Annotated in this window: 12 protein-coding genes and 2 tRNA genes; 3 read left to right on the top strand and 11 right to left on the bottom strand. The window is 70.8% G+C overall.

Annotated elements, in window-relative coordinates; all coding sequences use genetic code 11:
- Positions 1-11: 11 nt before the first annotated feature.
- Positions 12-4,394: a hybrid sensor histidine kinase/response regulator gene (locus ACYVO6_RS31930; RefSeq protein WP_461067245.1), complete on the bottom strand. Its 4,383-nt coding sequence runs from the start codon at positions 4,392-4,394 to the stop codon at positions 12-14.
- 232 nt (positions 4,395-4,626) lie between these two features.
- On the bottom strand, positions 4,627-5,076 hold the full coding sequence (locus ACYVO6_RS31925; RefSeq protein WP_461067243.1) for an SSI family serine proteinase inhibitor: 450 nt from the start codon (positions 5,074-5,076) through the stop codon (positions 4,627-4,629).
- Between the two features lie 269 nt (positions 5,077-5,345).
- Here ACYVO6_RS31925 and ACYVO6_RS31920 point away from each other — a divergent pair.
- Together ACYVO6_RS31920 and ACYVO6_RS31915 are read left to right on the top strand one after the other, a co-directional pair.
- Positions 5,346-5,436, top strand: a tRNA-Ser gene (locus tag ACYVO6_RS31920).
- A 197-nt stretch (positions 5,437-5,633) separates the two neighbouring features.
- A tRNA-Arg gene (locus ACYVO6_RS31915) sits at positions 5,634-5,706 on the top strand.
- 80 nt (positions 5,707-5,786) lie between these two features.
- Here the strand turns inward: ACYVO6_RS31915 and ACYVO6_RS31910 are convergent.
- From ACYVO6_RS31910 to ACYVO6_RS31885, 6 genes are all read right to left on the bottom strand, one after another.
- On the bottom strand, positions 5,787-7,070 hold the full coding sequence (locus tag ACYVO6_RS31910) for a tyrosine-type recombinase/integrase (protein ID WP_461067241.1): 1,284 nt from the start codon (positions 7,068-7,070) through the stop codon (positions 5,787-5,789).
- Positions 7,070-7,267: a helix-turn-helix domain-containing protein gene (locus ACYVO6_RS31905; RefSeq protein WP_461067239.1), complete on the bottom strand. Its 198-nt coding sequence runs from the start codon at positions 7,265-7,267 to the stop codon at positions 7,070-7,072. Before ACYVO6_RS31905 ends, ACYVO6_RS31910 begins: the two co-directional genes overlap by 1 nt.
- 236 nt (positions 7,268-7,503) lie before the next feature.
- Entirely contained in the window at positions 7,504-8,895 is a 1,392-nt protein-coding gene (locus ACYVO6_RS31900; RefSeq protein WP_461067237.1) for a DNA primase family protein, read from the bottom strand.
- Between the two features lie 328 nt (positions 8,896-9,223).
- Positions 9,224-10,102, bottom strand: a complete 879-nt coding sequence (locus ACYVO6_RS31895) for a bifunctional DNA primase/polymerase (RefSeq protein WP_461067235.1) — start codon at positions 10,100-10,102, stop codon at positions 9,224-9,226.
- Positions 10,099-10,839 carry a class I SAM-dependent methyltransferase gene (locus ACYVO6_RS31890; protein WP_461067233.1) on the bottom strand — a complete coding sequence of 247 codons (741 nt, stop codon included), beginning with the start codon at positions 10,837-10,839 and terminating at the stop codon, positions 10,099-10,101. The genes ACYVO6_RS31895 and ACYVO6_RS31890 overlap by 4 nt, the downstream gene beginning before the upstream one ends.
- 87 nt (positions 10,840-10,926) lie before the next feature.
- Positions 10,927-11,484 carry a hypothetical protein gene (locus tag ACYVO6_RS31885; protein WP_461067231.1) on the bottom strand — a complete coding sequence of 186 codons (558 nt, stop codon included), beginning with the start codon at positions 11,482-11,484 and terminating at the stop codon, positions 10,927-10,929.
- 31 nt (positions 11,485-11,515) lie between these two features.
- On the opposite strand from ACYVO6_RS31885, the gene ACYVO6_RS31880 reads away from it, so the two are divergent.
- Positions 11,516-11,761 (top strand): hypothetical protein, encoded by a 246-nt coding sequence (locus ACYVO6_RS31880; protein ID WP_461067229.1) that lies wholly within the window; start codon positions 11,516-11,518, stop codon positions 11,759-11,761.
- Positions 11,762-11,764: 3 nt separating this feature from the next.
- Here ACYVO6_RS31880 and ACYVO6_RS31875 read toward each other — a convergent pair whose 3' ends face one another.
- The 3 genes from ACYVO6_RS31875 to ACYVO6_RS31865 form a co-directional block, all read right to left on the bottom strand.
- Positions 11,765-12,223 (bottom strand): hypothetical protein, encoded by a 459-nt coding sequence (locus tag ACYVO6_RS31875; RefSeq protein ID WP_461067227.1) that lies wholly within the window; start codon positions 12,221-12,223, stop codon positions 11,765-11,767.
- A gap of 209 nt (positions 12,224-12,432) precedes the next feature.
- Complete coding sequence (locus ACYVO6_RS31870) at positions 12,433-14,568, bottom strand: ATP-binding protein (protein WP_461067225.1); 2,136 nt, start codon at positions 14,566-14,568, stop codon at positions 12,433-12,435.
- 113 nt (positions 14,569-14,681) lie between these two features.
- Positions 14,682-15,236 carry a hypothetical protein gene (locus ACYVO6_RS31865; protein WP_461067223.1) on the bottom strand — a complete coding sequence of 185 codons (555 nt, stop codon included), beginning with the start codon at positions 15,234-15,236 and terminating at the stop codon, positions 14,682-14,684.
- Positions 15,237-15,256 lie beyond the last annotated feature (20 nt).

The raw sequence follows: 15,256 nt of genomic DNA, 5'->3' as shown, positions 1-15,256 counted from the left end.
ACGCGAAACGATCAGTTCGTGCCGATCCGCGCCAGCAGGTCCACGATCCTGCTCTGTACCTCGCTGCTCGTCGAGCGTTCGGCGAGGAACAGGACTGTCTCCCCCGCGGCCAGGCGCGGGAGTTCGGACTGGTCCACGGCGGCGGTGTAGACGACGAGCGGGGTGCGGTTCAGCTGGCCGTTCGCGCGCAGCCAGTCGACGATTCCGGCACGGCGGCGGCGTACCTGCATCAGATCCATCACCACGAGGTTCGGCCGCATCTGCCCGGCCAGAGTGACGGCATCCGCGTCGGACGAGGCCCGCGCGACCTGCATCCCGCGCCGCTCCAGCGACGCGGTCAGCGCCAGCGCGATCTCCGCGTGCTCCTCGATCAGCAGCACACGTGGCGGGTGCTGCTCGCTGTCGCGGGGTGCCAGCGCCTTCAAGAGTACGGCAGGGTCGGCACCGTACGCCGCCTCGCGCGTCGCCTGCCCGAGTCCCGCCGTCACGAGCACCGGAACCTCGGCGGCTACGGCGGCCGTACGCAGCGACTGGAGCGCCGTACGCGTGATGGGACCGGTCAGCGGGTCGACGAACAGCGCGGCCGGGAACGCGGCGATCTGCGCGTCCACCTCCTCGCGCGAGTGCACGATCACCGGCCGGTAACCGCGGTCGCTCAGCGCCTGCTGGGTACCGACGTCCGGCGCGGGCCAGACCAGCAGCCGACGCGGATTGTCCAGGGGCTCCGGTGGCAGCTCGTCGTCCATCGGCTGCGGCAGGGGCTGGTTCGCGACCTCGACCGCCCCGCCGGGGCCGTCGAGCGGCTCGGGACCCTCGGCGGCGTTCTCGTCCGGGGCTCCTATGGCGTACGAGCGGCCGGGGCCCTCGGTGGCGTCGGCCGGCCGGGGCTCGGACGCGGGCGCGGTCGGCTGGGGGTGCGGGCGGGCCGCCGTCTCCGGGTGCTCGGCGGCGGGGACGGGCTCGGGAATGGCTTCGTTACGGGTGCCGAGCTTGCGGCGGCGGCCGGAGCCATTGGTCGCGTGGGGAGGAGGGGTCGGGGCCTGCGGTTGGGGTTGGGTCTGAGTTTGCCGCTGGGGTTGCTGAGCCTGGGGCTGTGGCTGAAGAGCCCCCAAGGGCGTGGGCTGGTTGTTCGGCTGGGGCTGCTGGGCGTCGCTCATACGGCGACCGAAGGGGACGCCCTGCCCGAGCGTGCGGACGCTGATGGCGCGGCCCTGGGTGGAGTTGGGGTCCACGGGGGGCGCGGCGGCAGCGGGCACCGCGGGGGGTGGGGCTTCGGCGGGGAGGGGCTGGGCTGTGCGGGGCGCGTCCGCTTGTTCCGGTGCCTGGGCGGTGGCGGGGGCTGCGGCCTGGGGAGCCGGGGTTTCGCCCATGCCCGGCCAGGGCTGGTGCTGGGGCTGCTGAGGGCTCGGAGCCGCCATGGACTGAGGCTGAGGCTGGGGTTGCGACTGAGGCGGGGCGTTCTGCGCGACGGCGGTGCCCTGAGGCGACGTACCCGCAGCGGGGATACCGCCCGCAGGTGTGGTCGCGGCAGCGGCGGCGGCCTCCGCGGGAATCCCCTGCGGAGGTACGCCCTGCGCCGGGACCACCGGCTGCGGCATGCCCTGCCCGACAGTCCCCGGAACGGCAACGCTCTGGCCGGGAGCTCCCTGTTCCGGGAGACCTTGCGCGGCAACGGGCTGTCCGGGAACACCCTGGGAAGCGTCACCTTGCGCGGGAACCCCCTGAGCGGCAGTGAGTTGTGCGGGAGCCCCTTGAGCCACCGCCTGCGCGGGCGCCATCTGCCCGGGAACACCTTGCCCCGCCCCCGTGGCATCCCCCTGCCGAGCCCGCCGCCGCCCGGTAGGCGCCGACACCGGATGCGGCTGTGGCGGAGTGTGATCCTCAGCCGGGTCGTGCAGGGCCGCATCATGACGACCGTCATCGGCCTGCCCGTGACTGACCTGCTCTTGACCGACCTGTTGCTGCCCGGTCTGCCCGTGGGCCTGCTGCTGAGCAGCGGCGTACTGCTGAGCGGCGTACTCAGACCCACGGTCCGCCTCCGCCGGCGGCAGCGCGAACACCGAGCGCGGCTCGGCCTCCTGAGCGGCCTGGCGCTCGGCCGCCGCGGCCAGCGCACGCCGACGCCGCCCGGTCGGCTGGCCGGTCTGCTGACCGGCTCCGTCACCGCCCTGACCCGTCGGCAGTGCCGCCGGCAGCGCCTGCCGCTCACCGCCGAGCTGCCGCGGACGCTGTCCCTCGGGCGCGGGCACGCCCTGCGGAGGCACCGTCGGCCCGAGCCCGGTGGCCGCGGCACCCGCGGCATGCTCGGCCGCGGTCACGACCGCACCCTCGGCGACCCCGCCGCCACTTTCCGCGGGACTCGGCCGCCCCCGCCGCCGCCCGGTCCCACCGGATACCAGGGAACCCTCACCGGTCCCCTGCGCCGGAACGGGCACCTGTGTCATCTGCGACTCATCCGCCGCGGCCCGCCTGCGCCGCCGCCCGGTGGGCGCGGCCGCCCCGGTCTCCGCCCCCGTCCCGGCCGAGGGCGCGACCTCGCTCTCCAGGAAGGCGTCCACCGAAGCCCGCCGAGCCCGCCGCCGCCCGCCACCCCCCTGCGGGGGGACCTGCTCGCGCAGCGCAACCGCGGAACCGGGCCCACCCTCCGCCGAGGCACCCGAGCCCGCAGCCACATCCGTACCAGCCGCATCCATACCAAGAGCCAGCGCCGGAGCCTGAGCGGAAACCGCCCCGGCCCCGCCCCCGATAGGCACCTCGAGCACAAACGCACTGCCGCTCATCCCCGGCACCTCATGCGTCTGCAGCACTCCACCGTGCGCTCGCACGATCCCGCGCACGATCGGCTCGTGCACCGGGTCTCCCCCCGCGTACGGCCCCCGCACCTCGATCCGTACGACCTCGCCGCGCTGGGCCGCCGCCACGACGACCGTGTTGTCCATGTAGCCACCGGCCGAGACCGGCGCGTTGCCCGTCGAGTCGACGCCCGCGACGTCCGCGACGAGGTGTGCGAGCGCGGTCGCGAGCCGCTGCGGGTCGACCTCGGCCTCGATGGGCGGCGCGTGCACGGCGAACTGCACCCGCCCGGGCCCGATCAGCTCGACGGCTCCGTCGACACCGGCCGCGACGACCGCGTCCAGCATGACCTTCGTCCGTACGACGTCCTCGGCCCCGGCGTCGAGCCGCTGGTAACCGAGCACGTTGTCGATGAGTGTGGTGATCCGGGAGTAGCCGGCCGAGAGGTGGTGCAGTACCTGGTTGGCCTCGGGCCACAGCTGTCCGGCGTCGTCGGCGGCGAGGGCGGACAGGTCACCGCGCAGCTGGTCGAGCGGGCCGCGCAGGGACTGCCCGAGCACGGCGAGCAACTGCTCGTGCCGCGCGGCCAGCGCCTCGTACCGGTCCTTCTCCCGCTCGGCGAGCGCCGCGTACCGGTCGTCGCCCGCGGCCAGCTCCTCCTCGTGCGCCTCTCTCAGCCCGGCGAGTTCCCGGCCGTGCTCGTCCCGGAGCGAGTTCAGCGCCGCGGCATGCTCTTCGGCGGCCCGGGCGAGCTCCTCCTGGTGCCGCTTGGCCGCCGCGTCCTTCTCCTCGACGAGAGCGTCGTACGCCCGCCGGTCGGTGAAGGTCATCACCGCGCCGACGAGCTGGTCCCCGTCCCTTATGGGCGCGGTCGTCAGGTCGACGGGCACCTGGTCGCCGCTCTTGGACCACACCACCTGCCCGCGCACCCGGTGCTTGCGCCCCGAGCGCAGCGTGTCGGCGAGCGGTGACTCCTCGTACGGGAAGGGCGTGCCGTCGGCGCGCGAGTGCAGCATCAGCGGATGCAGTTCCTGCCCGCCCAGGTCGCTGGCCCGGAAGCCGAGTATCTGCGCGGCGGCCGGATTGACAAGGACGACCCGCCCCTCTGTATCGGTGCCCACCACGCCCTCGGCGGCGGCCCGCAGAATCATCTCCGTCTGCCGCTGCGAACGCGCGAGCTCGGCCTCGGTGTCGACGGTGCCGGAGAGGTCCCGTACGACGAGCATCAGCAGCTCATCGCTGGTGTAGCCGGAACTGTCGTACGCCTGGTGGCCGTTCTCCAGATTCGCGCTCGTGACCTCGACCGGGAACTCGCTGCTGTCGGTACGCCGGGCCATCATCCGCCGCGGCTTGGTCCGCCCACGCGGGTCAATGCTTTCGGGTCGGCGCATGGACCCAGGGATCAGCCGGGAGTCGAACTCGGGCAGCAGATCGAGCAGCCCGCGCCCCACGAGAGCGGTGCCCGGGGCCTCGAAGGCCTCCAGGGCGATGGTGTTGGCATTGACGACGGTCCCATTGGCGTTGACCAGCACCAACGCATCGGGAAGCGCGTCCAGTATGGCTGCGAGGCGAGCAGCGCCTCGGGATGGCCTGCTGCTCACGAGACGCTTCCTCCCTGTTACCGCATCTTGCCGACCGCGAAGGCCATCTTGCCAACCGGTCCGCTACGTGTCACGCGAGGGAGTCTACGGGCAGAGGTTGCGCTCGCGACGCCGGATGAGAGGGAGGTCGCACGCAGAAGACAAGTAGAGAAGACGCAGAAGCTGTGACCTCCCCTTTAACCCTGACTCTTCAACCCTCCTCTTCAGCCCTCGCCCTTCAGCAGGGGGCGACTCAGGAACCGAACTTCGGAAGTACGGGCACCATGGCGTTCCACCGCGCGATCTCACACCCGTCACCGCGCCCGTACATGGCGTGGACGGGCCGCCCGGCCCACGTTCCCGTGACGCGAGCGGTGGCCGGACCGCCGTACTGCATCGTGCACATCCCCCTGGGCTCGACGGGCGCGAACGGGTCCTCACCCCAGCCCGTCCGTCTGTCCAACCGCTCGCAGGCGCCCTCGGCGTCGGGATGACTGCCACCCTCCGGATGACACTCCAGCTCGTACGTCCCGTCCAGCCCGTCCCCCGCGTCGCTGACCGTCACGGTGAGGCGATCACTGCCGGAGGCCGGCGGCGGCACAAGGAGAAACGGTTCGGCGTACGCGGCCGGGGGCGCCGCGGCGAGCACGGCGAGGGAGGCGGTGGCGGAGGCGGCTGCGGTGAGGGCGAGACGGCGGAACATGGGGGGCTCCACGGGGTTCGGGGCGGGTTGCGGGCAGTGGGCGGTCTGCGGTCGGTCCGCGATCGATCTGCAATCGTTCTGTGGTCGGATCGCTGGTCCGGGGCGCAGGCCCCACCCCTTTAACGCTGCCCGTCCCGGGACGTTGCGTCGCGTTACGCCTTTGCTCTTCGCCCTTTCCGCCTAGTACCGTGGGGGGCGATTGGTGACACCCCGCTTGGCTGTGTCATCATCTGGACGCATCCACTCGCGCTCGCGCGGGCGGCTGTGCTGGAGGCGTCGCCTAGTCCGGTCTATGGCGCCGCACTGCTAATGCGGTTTGGGACTTCAATCCCATCGAGGGTTCAAATCCCTCCGCCTCCGCCTCATGATCCTGAAGCCCTGGTCACGACTGGCCGGGGCTTCGGTCGTTCATCGACCGTTCCATGGCCGTTTCCGCAGGTCATGCAGGGTCCGCTAAACGGATTTCGCCAGGCGCCACCAGTCATGTAATGTTGTTCCCGCAACGCCGACGGGGCCCAAAAGCCCACGAGGAAGAGCCAACACAACAGAACACACAGGCACTCGTAGCTTAACGGATAGAGCATCTGACTACGGATCAGAAGGTTGCAGGTTCGAATCCTGCCGAGTGCACACAGGTCAAAGGCCCCGCCGGTTCGCCCGGTGGGGCCTTTGACATCAGCCGGTGACATCAACGCACCCGGAAGTGGTGCTCAGTCCTCGGTGTCCGACTTCGTCTCCTCCTCCGAATCTTCGTCGGGGTCGTCGAGCCTGAGAGCGTCATCCATCCGATCGGCCGCAGCTCGCAACGTCGTGCCCATCACGTGCGCGTAGGTGTCCAGCGTCATCGTGATCGTGCTGTGCCCGAGCGTTTCCATGATCGTGCGAGCGTCGACCCCTTGAGCGAGCAGGAGCGAAGCGCAGGTGTGTCGGAGGTCATGCACCCGCACGCGGCGTACGTTCGCGTTCCTGCACAGGATGGTGAGCATCCGGTTCAGGCTGCGGGGGTCCGTGACTCGGCCGGTCGCCGTGGTGAAGATCAGTCCATCGGGCTGCCCAGGCGCAGGCTGCCACTTCTTGCCCGCGATCTTACGTTCTCGTTCCTGCTGGTCGCGGTGCTGCGTGAGCGCCCGTACGCAGTGCTTCGGCAGGGACACCGTACGGATGGACCGCATAGTCTTGGGCGTACCGAAGATCAGCTCACGCCGGATGCGCTGTACGTTCCGGCGGACGCGGAGCTGACCGTTCGCGAGATCGATGTCCGACCAGGTGAGCGCGAGAACTTCGCCGCGCCGAAGGCCGGTCGACACGAGCAGTAGCCACAGGGCGTAAAGGCGGTGGGACCGAGCGGTCTTGAGCAACAGGCGGGCCTCTCCGGCGTCCAACGGACGAACCTCCTTGGCGGTGACGGTGGGGGTTTCCACGATTCGCGCGACGTTGCGCGCGATCAGTTCCTCGCGCATCGCCTGCTGTAGTGCGGACCGCATGACGGCGTGGATGTACTGCACGGTGCGGGCCGATGGAGCACGCTTGCAGCAGCGGCCAACGGCGCAGCACGATCGCTTCTCCTCGGGCCGCTCCTTGTCCGCACCACGCAGGCAGCACAGGCAGGAAGCCTTGAACTCCGAGAGGAACCGGCGCACGTCTGCCGGTGACAGGCGGTTCAGCTTCTTCTTGCCGAGTGCCGGCCGGATGTACAGGCGGGTCAAACCCTCGTAGCTGTTCAGCGTGGCGGGCTTCAGGCGTTCCGGCGCGATGGTGGCGAGCCAGTACGTGAGGTAGTCCCCGAACGCCATCGTGGACGACGCCGCCGGGATGCCCTGTCGAGTCTTCTCCTGCAACTCCGTGAGCTTGTCGGCCACTTCTTCACGAGTCTTGCCGTAGACGAACCGGCGGGTGCGGGTCCCGTCGGGGCGGTAGACGTAGGCGGCGGCGTGGAAGCGTCCGTCTTTGCGCTTAGTGATCGTTCCTTCGCCGTTGGCGCGACGCTTGGCCATCAGTCGGTCTCCTCAATGCGGTTTTGCATGTACTGGCGTACGGCGTCAACCGGAACGCGGCGGGAGCGTCCGGACGTGAAGCTTTCGAGTTGCTTTGAGCGAATGAGGTCGTAGACCTTGCTGCGGCTGAGGCGCAGGGCGGCCATCACTTCGGGGACCTTGAGTGCCTCGTGGCTCGGGGGCATGGCGGTGGTCATGCGGAGATCTCCTCGGGTGAGAGGACCGGGCGGAGTGTGGTTGGCGTCACAATGCTGTGGGTCGCGACCCATCGCGGCCCAAAGCTGTGACCTGCGGTTTTGCGGCTTCGCTGTGCAGCCCATCGCGGCCCATCCCGCTCGGGGTGTGGGCCGCGATGGGCCGTGGTGAGGCATGAGCAAAGCCGCAGCTCAGGCGTGGTGGGCCGCGATGGGTCGCGACCCGGTGAAATGTGGACTCAGCCGCTGAGGGCGATCCCGTTGTAGATGGCGATTCGCTCGCCCGACGGAGCCCGTGGGCGGGCGCGGTTGAGCTGGGGGACGACGGAGAGCAGGTTGCGGCCGAAGACCTGCTTGGTGCCGGGGCGGACGCCGTTGTCCTCGGCCCACTCGCGCCAGACCGTCCACAGTGCGTCCACGGGAACGCTGCATGTGGGGCCGGTGGTGCAGCGTTCGCGGACGAACGCGCTGGTGGGTGAGGCGGTGTCCCGCATGGTGGTGACCGCGTCGCGGCTGGATGCGGGTTCCGTGATCCGGCGCGTTCGCTGGAGACGGGCGAGTCCGTCCAATGCCCAGTTGAGGATGCCGGGCATCTCGGCGATGAGGCGGTCGGTGAGGGTGGGGTCTTCCCTGCCCAGCCACGACACCCGCATGCTGAGCAGCACGAAGCGGTTGGCGATGACGCCCGAGGAGTCGCCGAAGTGCGGCAGTTCGTTGGACAGGATCATCAGCCGGGAGGGCAGCTTGCCGGTCCACTGCTCGCGGTACTTGCGGTCGACGTCGATGGTGTCGTCACCGGAGATGGTCAGCAGCCGCTCCACCACCTGGCTGTTGTCGTTGCCGGACAGCCGGGCGTCGGAGATGATCGCCAGCGATTTGCCGACCAGGGTCGACAATCCGAAGTTCGTGCCCAGTCCGGCCAGCGTGGGCCCGGCAAGGTTCTCCTTGCCGACCAGCGCTTTCAGTACCCGCGCAATCGTGCCTTTGCCGGAGCGGGAGGGGCCGACCATGAGCAGGATCTTCTGTAGGTCGGTGCGGCCGGAGAGGACGTAGCCGAACCACTCCTGTAGGGCGGTGATCGCGTCGGGGTCGTCGGGCCAGACCTCGGATAGGAAGTGCTTCCATTCCGGTGCCGTGGCGGCGGGGTCGTAGGCGAACGGGACGGACACGAGGTTGAAGAATCCGGGGGTGTGCGGCAGCAGTGCGCGGTCCCGGATTCTGAGCAGGCCGTTGTCACACGCCACGATCGGACCGCCGTCCGGCTCACTCGCGTCGGCGTCGTCGAGCCACGCGGGCGCGTCGGTGTCGGTGGGCAGGAGCGTGATGGAGCCGAGCGCGTCCAGAAGGTTGCTGATCTTCGGTTTTGTGGGTGCCCAGTCGCGTTCTTCGGTCTGGCCGTCCTTGGTGGGGGCCCGGTAGACGGCGTGCTCAAGCCGCTCGTACATGGCCTTGCGTACTTGGGCTTCGTCGATCTCGCGCCAGCAGGTGCCGTTCCAGCGCATCCAAGAGGCGCGCCAGCGCCGGTACATGAGCTGTCCGTCCTCGGTCTGCCAGTCGGGCAGCAGGCGGCGGGCGACGGCCATGGGGTTGGACGGCGCGGGCAGTTCCTCGGGGGCAGGGTGGTCGGTCATGCGGCGTCCCTCCCTTCCTGAGGGTTGCGGAGCGGGCATGCGTCGCGGTGGGCGGTGTGGTCGTCGATCAGGGCCAGAACACGGGCCTTACCGACGGCGCTGCGGTCCCTGCCGCAGGCGCACTTCGATGTGGCCGTGGGCACGGCGCCGCGCGGCGCGCGGATGTGCAGCCACGCGACGGGGTACCGTCCGTCGCCTACCTGCGGGTCGGAACCAAGGGCAGAAAGGACGCCCTTACGGGCGGCGCCCTTCGGTTCGCCCACGGCCGACCGTGGCGGGCCCTGTACGGCGCTCTGCGGGCCGTTTACGGGGTTTCGTGGCGCTTTGTTCATGCCGCGCCCTCCGAGACCGTCTCAAGGCCGTTGGTGACGGCGCGCCGGGCGTAGGACTCGGGGACGCCGACCAGGACGGCGGCGGCCACGATCTCTTCGCCGATCGCGTCCAGCCCGCACGGGCCGGGGCACTGTGCGTGCTGGGCAGTCAGGAAGCGGGCCACGCCGAACGCCTGTGATCCGGCGCCGGATTCGGTGCGGGCCCGTACGAGGGCGAGGCCGCGTTCAAGGCCGGTGCGGATGAACCGCTCGGTGTGGCGGCACCCGGTGGCCACGGAGCGGTCCCAGGTGGCGCGTGCGGGGACGGAAGACACCACCCGGCGCGGGGCGGGGGTGGTGTCTTCCTTCACGACCAGGGCGCGGACGGCCGACGGCAGAGCCGTCATGCGTCCGGCGCCGGGGCCGCGCCAACGGGCGTACTGCGTGAGCGACTTGATGTCCACGCCGGGGCGGACCGCGTTGGCCGACGGCATGGCGCCCCGGAAGATCCAGTGCTCACCTCGTGCGGTGGGCACGGTGCGCGTGGCGGGCAATGTGGCGCGGGCCCACGCGACGGCCGCCGCGTTGTCGAGGTCGACCACGGTCAGCCCGGCGCCGCCGGGGTGGTAGGCGACGGCCACGGCCTGACGCCACGCCGGGGCCCACGCGGGCGAGGTGAGGATGCGCGGGTTGGTGGTGGCGGCGGCCCATGCGTGGCAGGGGGCGGGGCACCGGCAGGGGCCCGCGCTCTTCATGTTCGGCCGGCCGCCGCACGCGTTCTTCGCGCAGGTGCGGCAGTTGCCGAACGGCACCTTCCCGTCCCGCAGCGGCAGCACCGGCACACCGGCAGTGGCCAGGTGCAGCGCGGTCCGCAGATGGGTGTTCGTGGCGCTCATGCGACCGCCCCCAGCGTCCCCGCGGTGGCGAGGAAGGCGCGGCCGATCCAGGCGGTGTAGGCGGGGGGCAGGGCTTCGCGCAGCCGGAAGTGATCCTCGGACCAGTCGATGCCCTTGGCCTCACGGATCTCCGCGACCGTGGCCTTGCCACCGCCCTTGCCGTAGGCGGCCACGTAGGGGCCGTCGAAGTACTGCCCGTGCCGCCAACCGCGCACCCTGCCCCGGTGCTGCGGGTGGGCCGGCTGCGCGGTGCTCCAGCGGCCCAGCTCGAAGTAGCGGTGCATGAGCACCCCGAGTCCGAACTGTTCGCCGCACAGCCGCAGATCCTTGTGGACCTCGGAGCCGGCCACGTTCTCCATCACGTACGGGCGACCCGTCGCCTCCAGGGCCGCGCGGGTCGGGGCGATCAGGCGGGGGTACGTCCGGCCGATCGCTGCGTTGCGGGTCGCGTTGGTGCCCTTGGTCGGGGCACCCTCGCCCTGGCACGGCGGGGAGGCGTGGATGAAGTCGTACTCGTGGCCGTGGGCGCGGATGTACTCGATGGCGTCGCCCTGGTGGAAGACGTCACCGCAGTAGTCCGGCTGAGCCTGGATGTCCACGCCGGTCACGTGCCAGCCGAGCCGCTGGTAGCCGCGGGTGGCGCCGCCGATGCACGAGTACGCGTCCAGCACACGGAACGTGTCCGGCACATGCGGCGGCACGTGGCGCTCTCGCCTCATGTCGGTGGGTTGGGTCATTCTGGAGACCTCCACAGGTCTGTATCTGGCAGGTGGACAAGGGCGGCCCCGCGTTCTTTGGCGAGAGGGGGGCCGCCCTTGGCGTAGCTAGGCGTCGGGGTGGTCGGCGCAGTTGCAGTCACGCTCTGGCCACTGGCAGTTGGGGCAGCGCCCCGCCGCAACCAGCTCCGTGCGCCGCTCCTGCTCGGCCCATTGGACGTATTCCTGACGGACGTAGCCGCGCGGGTTCCTGGCCGCGTGAGCCGGGGCGTGGTCCTTGTCGAGCAGGTACAGGGCGGCGGCCTGTGCGGTCACGGTGGCGTCGCCGTCCGGTTCGTCGGGCTCGTCCAACAGGGCGATGCGGTCGAGCAGTGCGGCTTTGCGTAGGTAGAAGTCCCGGTCCAGCGCCGTGAAGCACTTGGTGGTGGCTAGGGTGCGGGCCGTCCAGCCGATTTCGCTGATGATGCTGGGGGCGAGCGCGTACGCCTCGTCCGGCGACGGCCACGGTTCCGGCTCGGGGCGGTGGTCGGCCCGTACGTACAGGCGGTGGCGCCTGCCGTCGCGGGTGGGGTAGACGCTCACGGTGCCAGCCGTGAAGACGCTGTCCAGCGCGGCGACGACGCGGTCGGTCTCGGCGGGCTCGCAGATGATGCGGATGTCGAACACGAAGTGTCCTTTCAGGGGTAGGTGGTTGGGCATGACGGAGTGCCAGGAGACGGGCGATGAGGCATCCACCCCGTGGCGCCGGCGCCGGTTGGTGCGCTGGCTGGCGGTGCTGGCCGTCACGGGTGCCGTTTACGGGCTGGCTGCCGTGGTGTGGCATGTGGTGGTGGGCAAGTCCTGGGCAGACTCCGGGACATTCGCCCTGACGCTGACGGCGAGCGCGGTGGGCGGCTGGGTGGGCACTGTCATCCGGCGGAGGGCCGGTCACGGCGAAGGCTGACCGTCAACCGTGGAAGTGGTTGCGCTTGAAGACGGCCTTGCGGATATGGACCGTGGTCCCGCCCCTGTGGCCGCTCGCGCCGAAGACCTGCACGGCGACCCAGCCGCCGAAGACGACGGCGGCCAGGATGACGAGCTGGGTGATCAGCGCGGTCAGCGCGGCGATGAACGTGGTCAGCAGGAACAGCCCGCCGCACACCGCGCCGAACCCGATGCCGCCGAGCGCGATGTTCACCGCCGTGCGGGAGACGGCGGGCTTGGCCGTGACGGGTTCGGGCTTGGCGGGCTCGATGGCGTAGCCGGTGACGACCCGCCCGTCGGGCAGGACGACGCTCGCCACGGACGGGACCGCGTGCGGCTGCACCGGCACCAGCGGTGCCGTGACGGCGGGCGGTATGGGGGTGGGGTGGTGGACTTCCACGGCCTGTTCGGTGGGCCCGTGGCGGGGTGTCTCGGGGTACATGCGGAATCCCTTCCGGTGCTGGGTTGGGGAGGCGGACACACCCCCGTGCCGGGGCGTGTGGAGGGGGTTTCAGGGGGCTGACCTGGGGTGCCTCCCCGCCTCCCCGAAACGATGTTTTCGCTGATCAACGCGGGGGAGGCGGGGCGGGGAGGCGGTTGGGGAGTTCTCCCCGCCTCCCCGGCGCGGGAGGGTCCGCCTCCCCGCTGCTGTCAGGCGGAAGCGGAACCTTCGCCGTCGCGGTCGGCGAGAGCGCGGGCGGCGAGAGCGCGGGCGACGTCGTCACGGCGGACGACCATGCGGCCGTGGGACTTGTACGCCTCCACCTCGGCGGCCTCCAGCACCCGCTTGAGGTCACTGAAGGTCCAGCCGCCGTAGGCGTCCTCACTGAGGATCGCGAGTCGCTTGAGGACGTCTTGGGTGTACGAGCGCTCTGCGTCGCCCATGACGTCGAAGACGTCCGCCAGCGGGTCGCGCTCCTCAGCGCGTTCGATGCTGTGGAGGGTGGTGACTCCGTCGCGGATGGCCTTGGCGCGGGCGGTGATGGCCTTGGCTTCGTCGTCGTCGATGTAGTGCGTGCGCACGGTGAGGGACGACTGGCCCTTGGGGATGGCGATCCCGTCGGAGGCCACGACCAGGGTTCCCTTGTCCAGGCCCTGCCTGAGCAGGTGCGGGGCGGCGCCGCCGTTGACGGCCTTCTCGCCGAGCGCCATGACGGCCTGCGACTCGGTGCCCAGGGCGAGCGATGCGCGGGTGTGCGCGCCCTCGCGGACGAGCTTGGGAAGGTTCTGGTCGGTGGGGTCCTGCGTGCCCTGCCACATCAGCACGTCGACCGCACGGCCCTGGTTGTGGATCTTGCGGACGGCCATGAAGTAGCGCGAGGTGGCCTTGGACCCGCCGTAGGGCCGCTTGGCGTCGTCGATGGCCGGGCACATGAACGCCACCTGCGCTTCGTCCACGATGCAGACCAGCGGGTCGAACACCGCGCCGGGGTCGAGCCGTCGCGCCTCGATGCGGCGGTTCATCTCGTCGAGGGCGTCCTCCACCATCTCGGTCGCCTCGATCACGTGCTCATCCGTCGGACCCTGGATCAGCACCGTGGCCAGGCCGTCGAACATGGCCCAGTCGCCCACGCCCTTCAGGTCGGCGATCCGGAACTCGATCCGCTTGTCCAGCGCGGCCCACAGCGCCAGCGCCCGAAGGGAGGCGGTCTTGCCCTGGTTGGACAGACCCGTGATGAGCAGGTGGCGCTGATACAGGCTCAGGGAAGCAGCGTCCCCCCGCAGATCCTGACCCCAGGGGGCGCGGCCCTTGGCGTAGTCGGCGGTCAGCGTCTCATCCGTGACCAGCGGAGACGGCCCGATCGGCTCATCGAGCGCCCCGGAATCGGCGATCCACAGCCGGACCGTGCGGGCCGCCTCCGGGATCGTGATGAACACCTCATGCTCGTGCCTCGTGAGGTTCTCCGCCAGCTTGCGCCGCCGGTTCTGCACCTCGATCGTCGACACCCCGGACGGCAGCGTGACGTCCAGCTCGACACCACACCCGGCAATCTTGATCGGGGACAGCATCGACGCGCCCGCGTCGCCCATCTCCCTGATGGCGTTACGCAGGGCCGGAACCCCCAGGTCACGCAGGGCCTTGACCACGATCGACGGGGTGATGGGCTCGCCCTCGCCGTTGCGGACGTTGGCGGGCAGCGCCCACTGCGGTGCGGCCTGCTGATGCTGGCCGACGGCCCACAGGGCGAGCAGGGCGAGGAACGGGCCGATCGTGACCAGCGGTCCCCACACCACCTGAACGATGGTGATGAGTAGGCGAATGAACTCGATCACCGCCATGAGCGGGGTGACGACGTCGGTGACGTCCTTGTTGGCGATGGCGAGGGCGATCCCGAGGGCGACCAGGGCGCCGATGCCCAAGCCGGTGCCGGCCGCAACCCCCTTGGCGGCGTCGATCGGCGAGGTGAGCAGGTCCATGCGGCGGCGGTGGCGTGCCTCACGGAAGCGCTGCCCGCGCTCTTCCCACTCGGCCGCCACCTCGTAGTTCCCCGCGGCTTCGGCGGCACGCAGCAGGCGCTCGTAGCGGGCGGCGGTCCGGCCGTCCCAGGTACGGCGGGCCACGATCCGCGCCCCGCCGGCGACGTAGAGGCCATGGCGGGCGATGGCGCGGACGGTGGTCGTGGTCCGCTCGTCGGTGGCGATGCGCTTGACGGCGCGGCCAGAGCGCACCCACAGCGGCACCACCGGCGCGGGAGGCGGATCCGACACCACGGTCAGGGTGGTGACGGGCGCGTCCTGAGCAGCAGGTTCGGCGTCCTTGTGGAGGGATACGACGTTGTCACTCATGCTGGGAGTTCTCCTGACTGCCCCGATCGGGGCGGGAGTTGAGGGAGGCGCCGGGGTGGCCCGGATCCGTGGCAAGGTGCGGCCACCCCGGCGGCACGATCTGTGGGTGCCGACTACGCGGCGGCGCCGGGAACGAGCTGGTTGGCCAGGTGCTCCTTGCCGTAGGCCTCGCGCTCCTCCAGCTCCAACAGGCGCTGGTGCTCGCGGGCCTGACGGCGTGACTGACGCTCGATGCGGAAGCCGTCGCGGGTGTCGCGCACGATCCGCTCGACCACGTCCTTGCGGCTGAACTGCATGCAGTGCACGAGTTCGTGCACGAGGGTCACGGCGAACTCGGCTTCGCCGGGGTGCTGGTCGACGTTGACCAGGACCAGCGCGGTGCCGTCCGTGCGGGGAATGGCGCGGCCGGCCGCTTCGCGGGCCAACTTGAGTGCGGCTCGTTCGGCGCGGGCGCGGGTGCGCTTGTCGAGGACGCCGGCCAGTTCGGCATCGGCGGCGGTCCCGAGTTCGGCCATGCCGCGCGGGTTGGTCAGGACGACCTGCACGTCCGGCATGCTGCCGGGCACCGACCGGTTGACGAGCCTGACGGCCTGGTCGGTCAGGCGCTTGGCGGTGCGCAGGGTGGAGCCGTAGCCGGGCAGCTTGTGCGTGCCCACGGATGTCTTCACAGATGTCTCCGTCTCGGGAT

The organism is Streptomyces pseudoechinosporeus (assembly GCF_054783935.1).
Note: the sequence above shows the minus strand (reverse complement) of the source record. Positions and strands in the feature narration are given on the sequence as shown.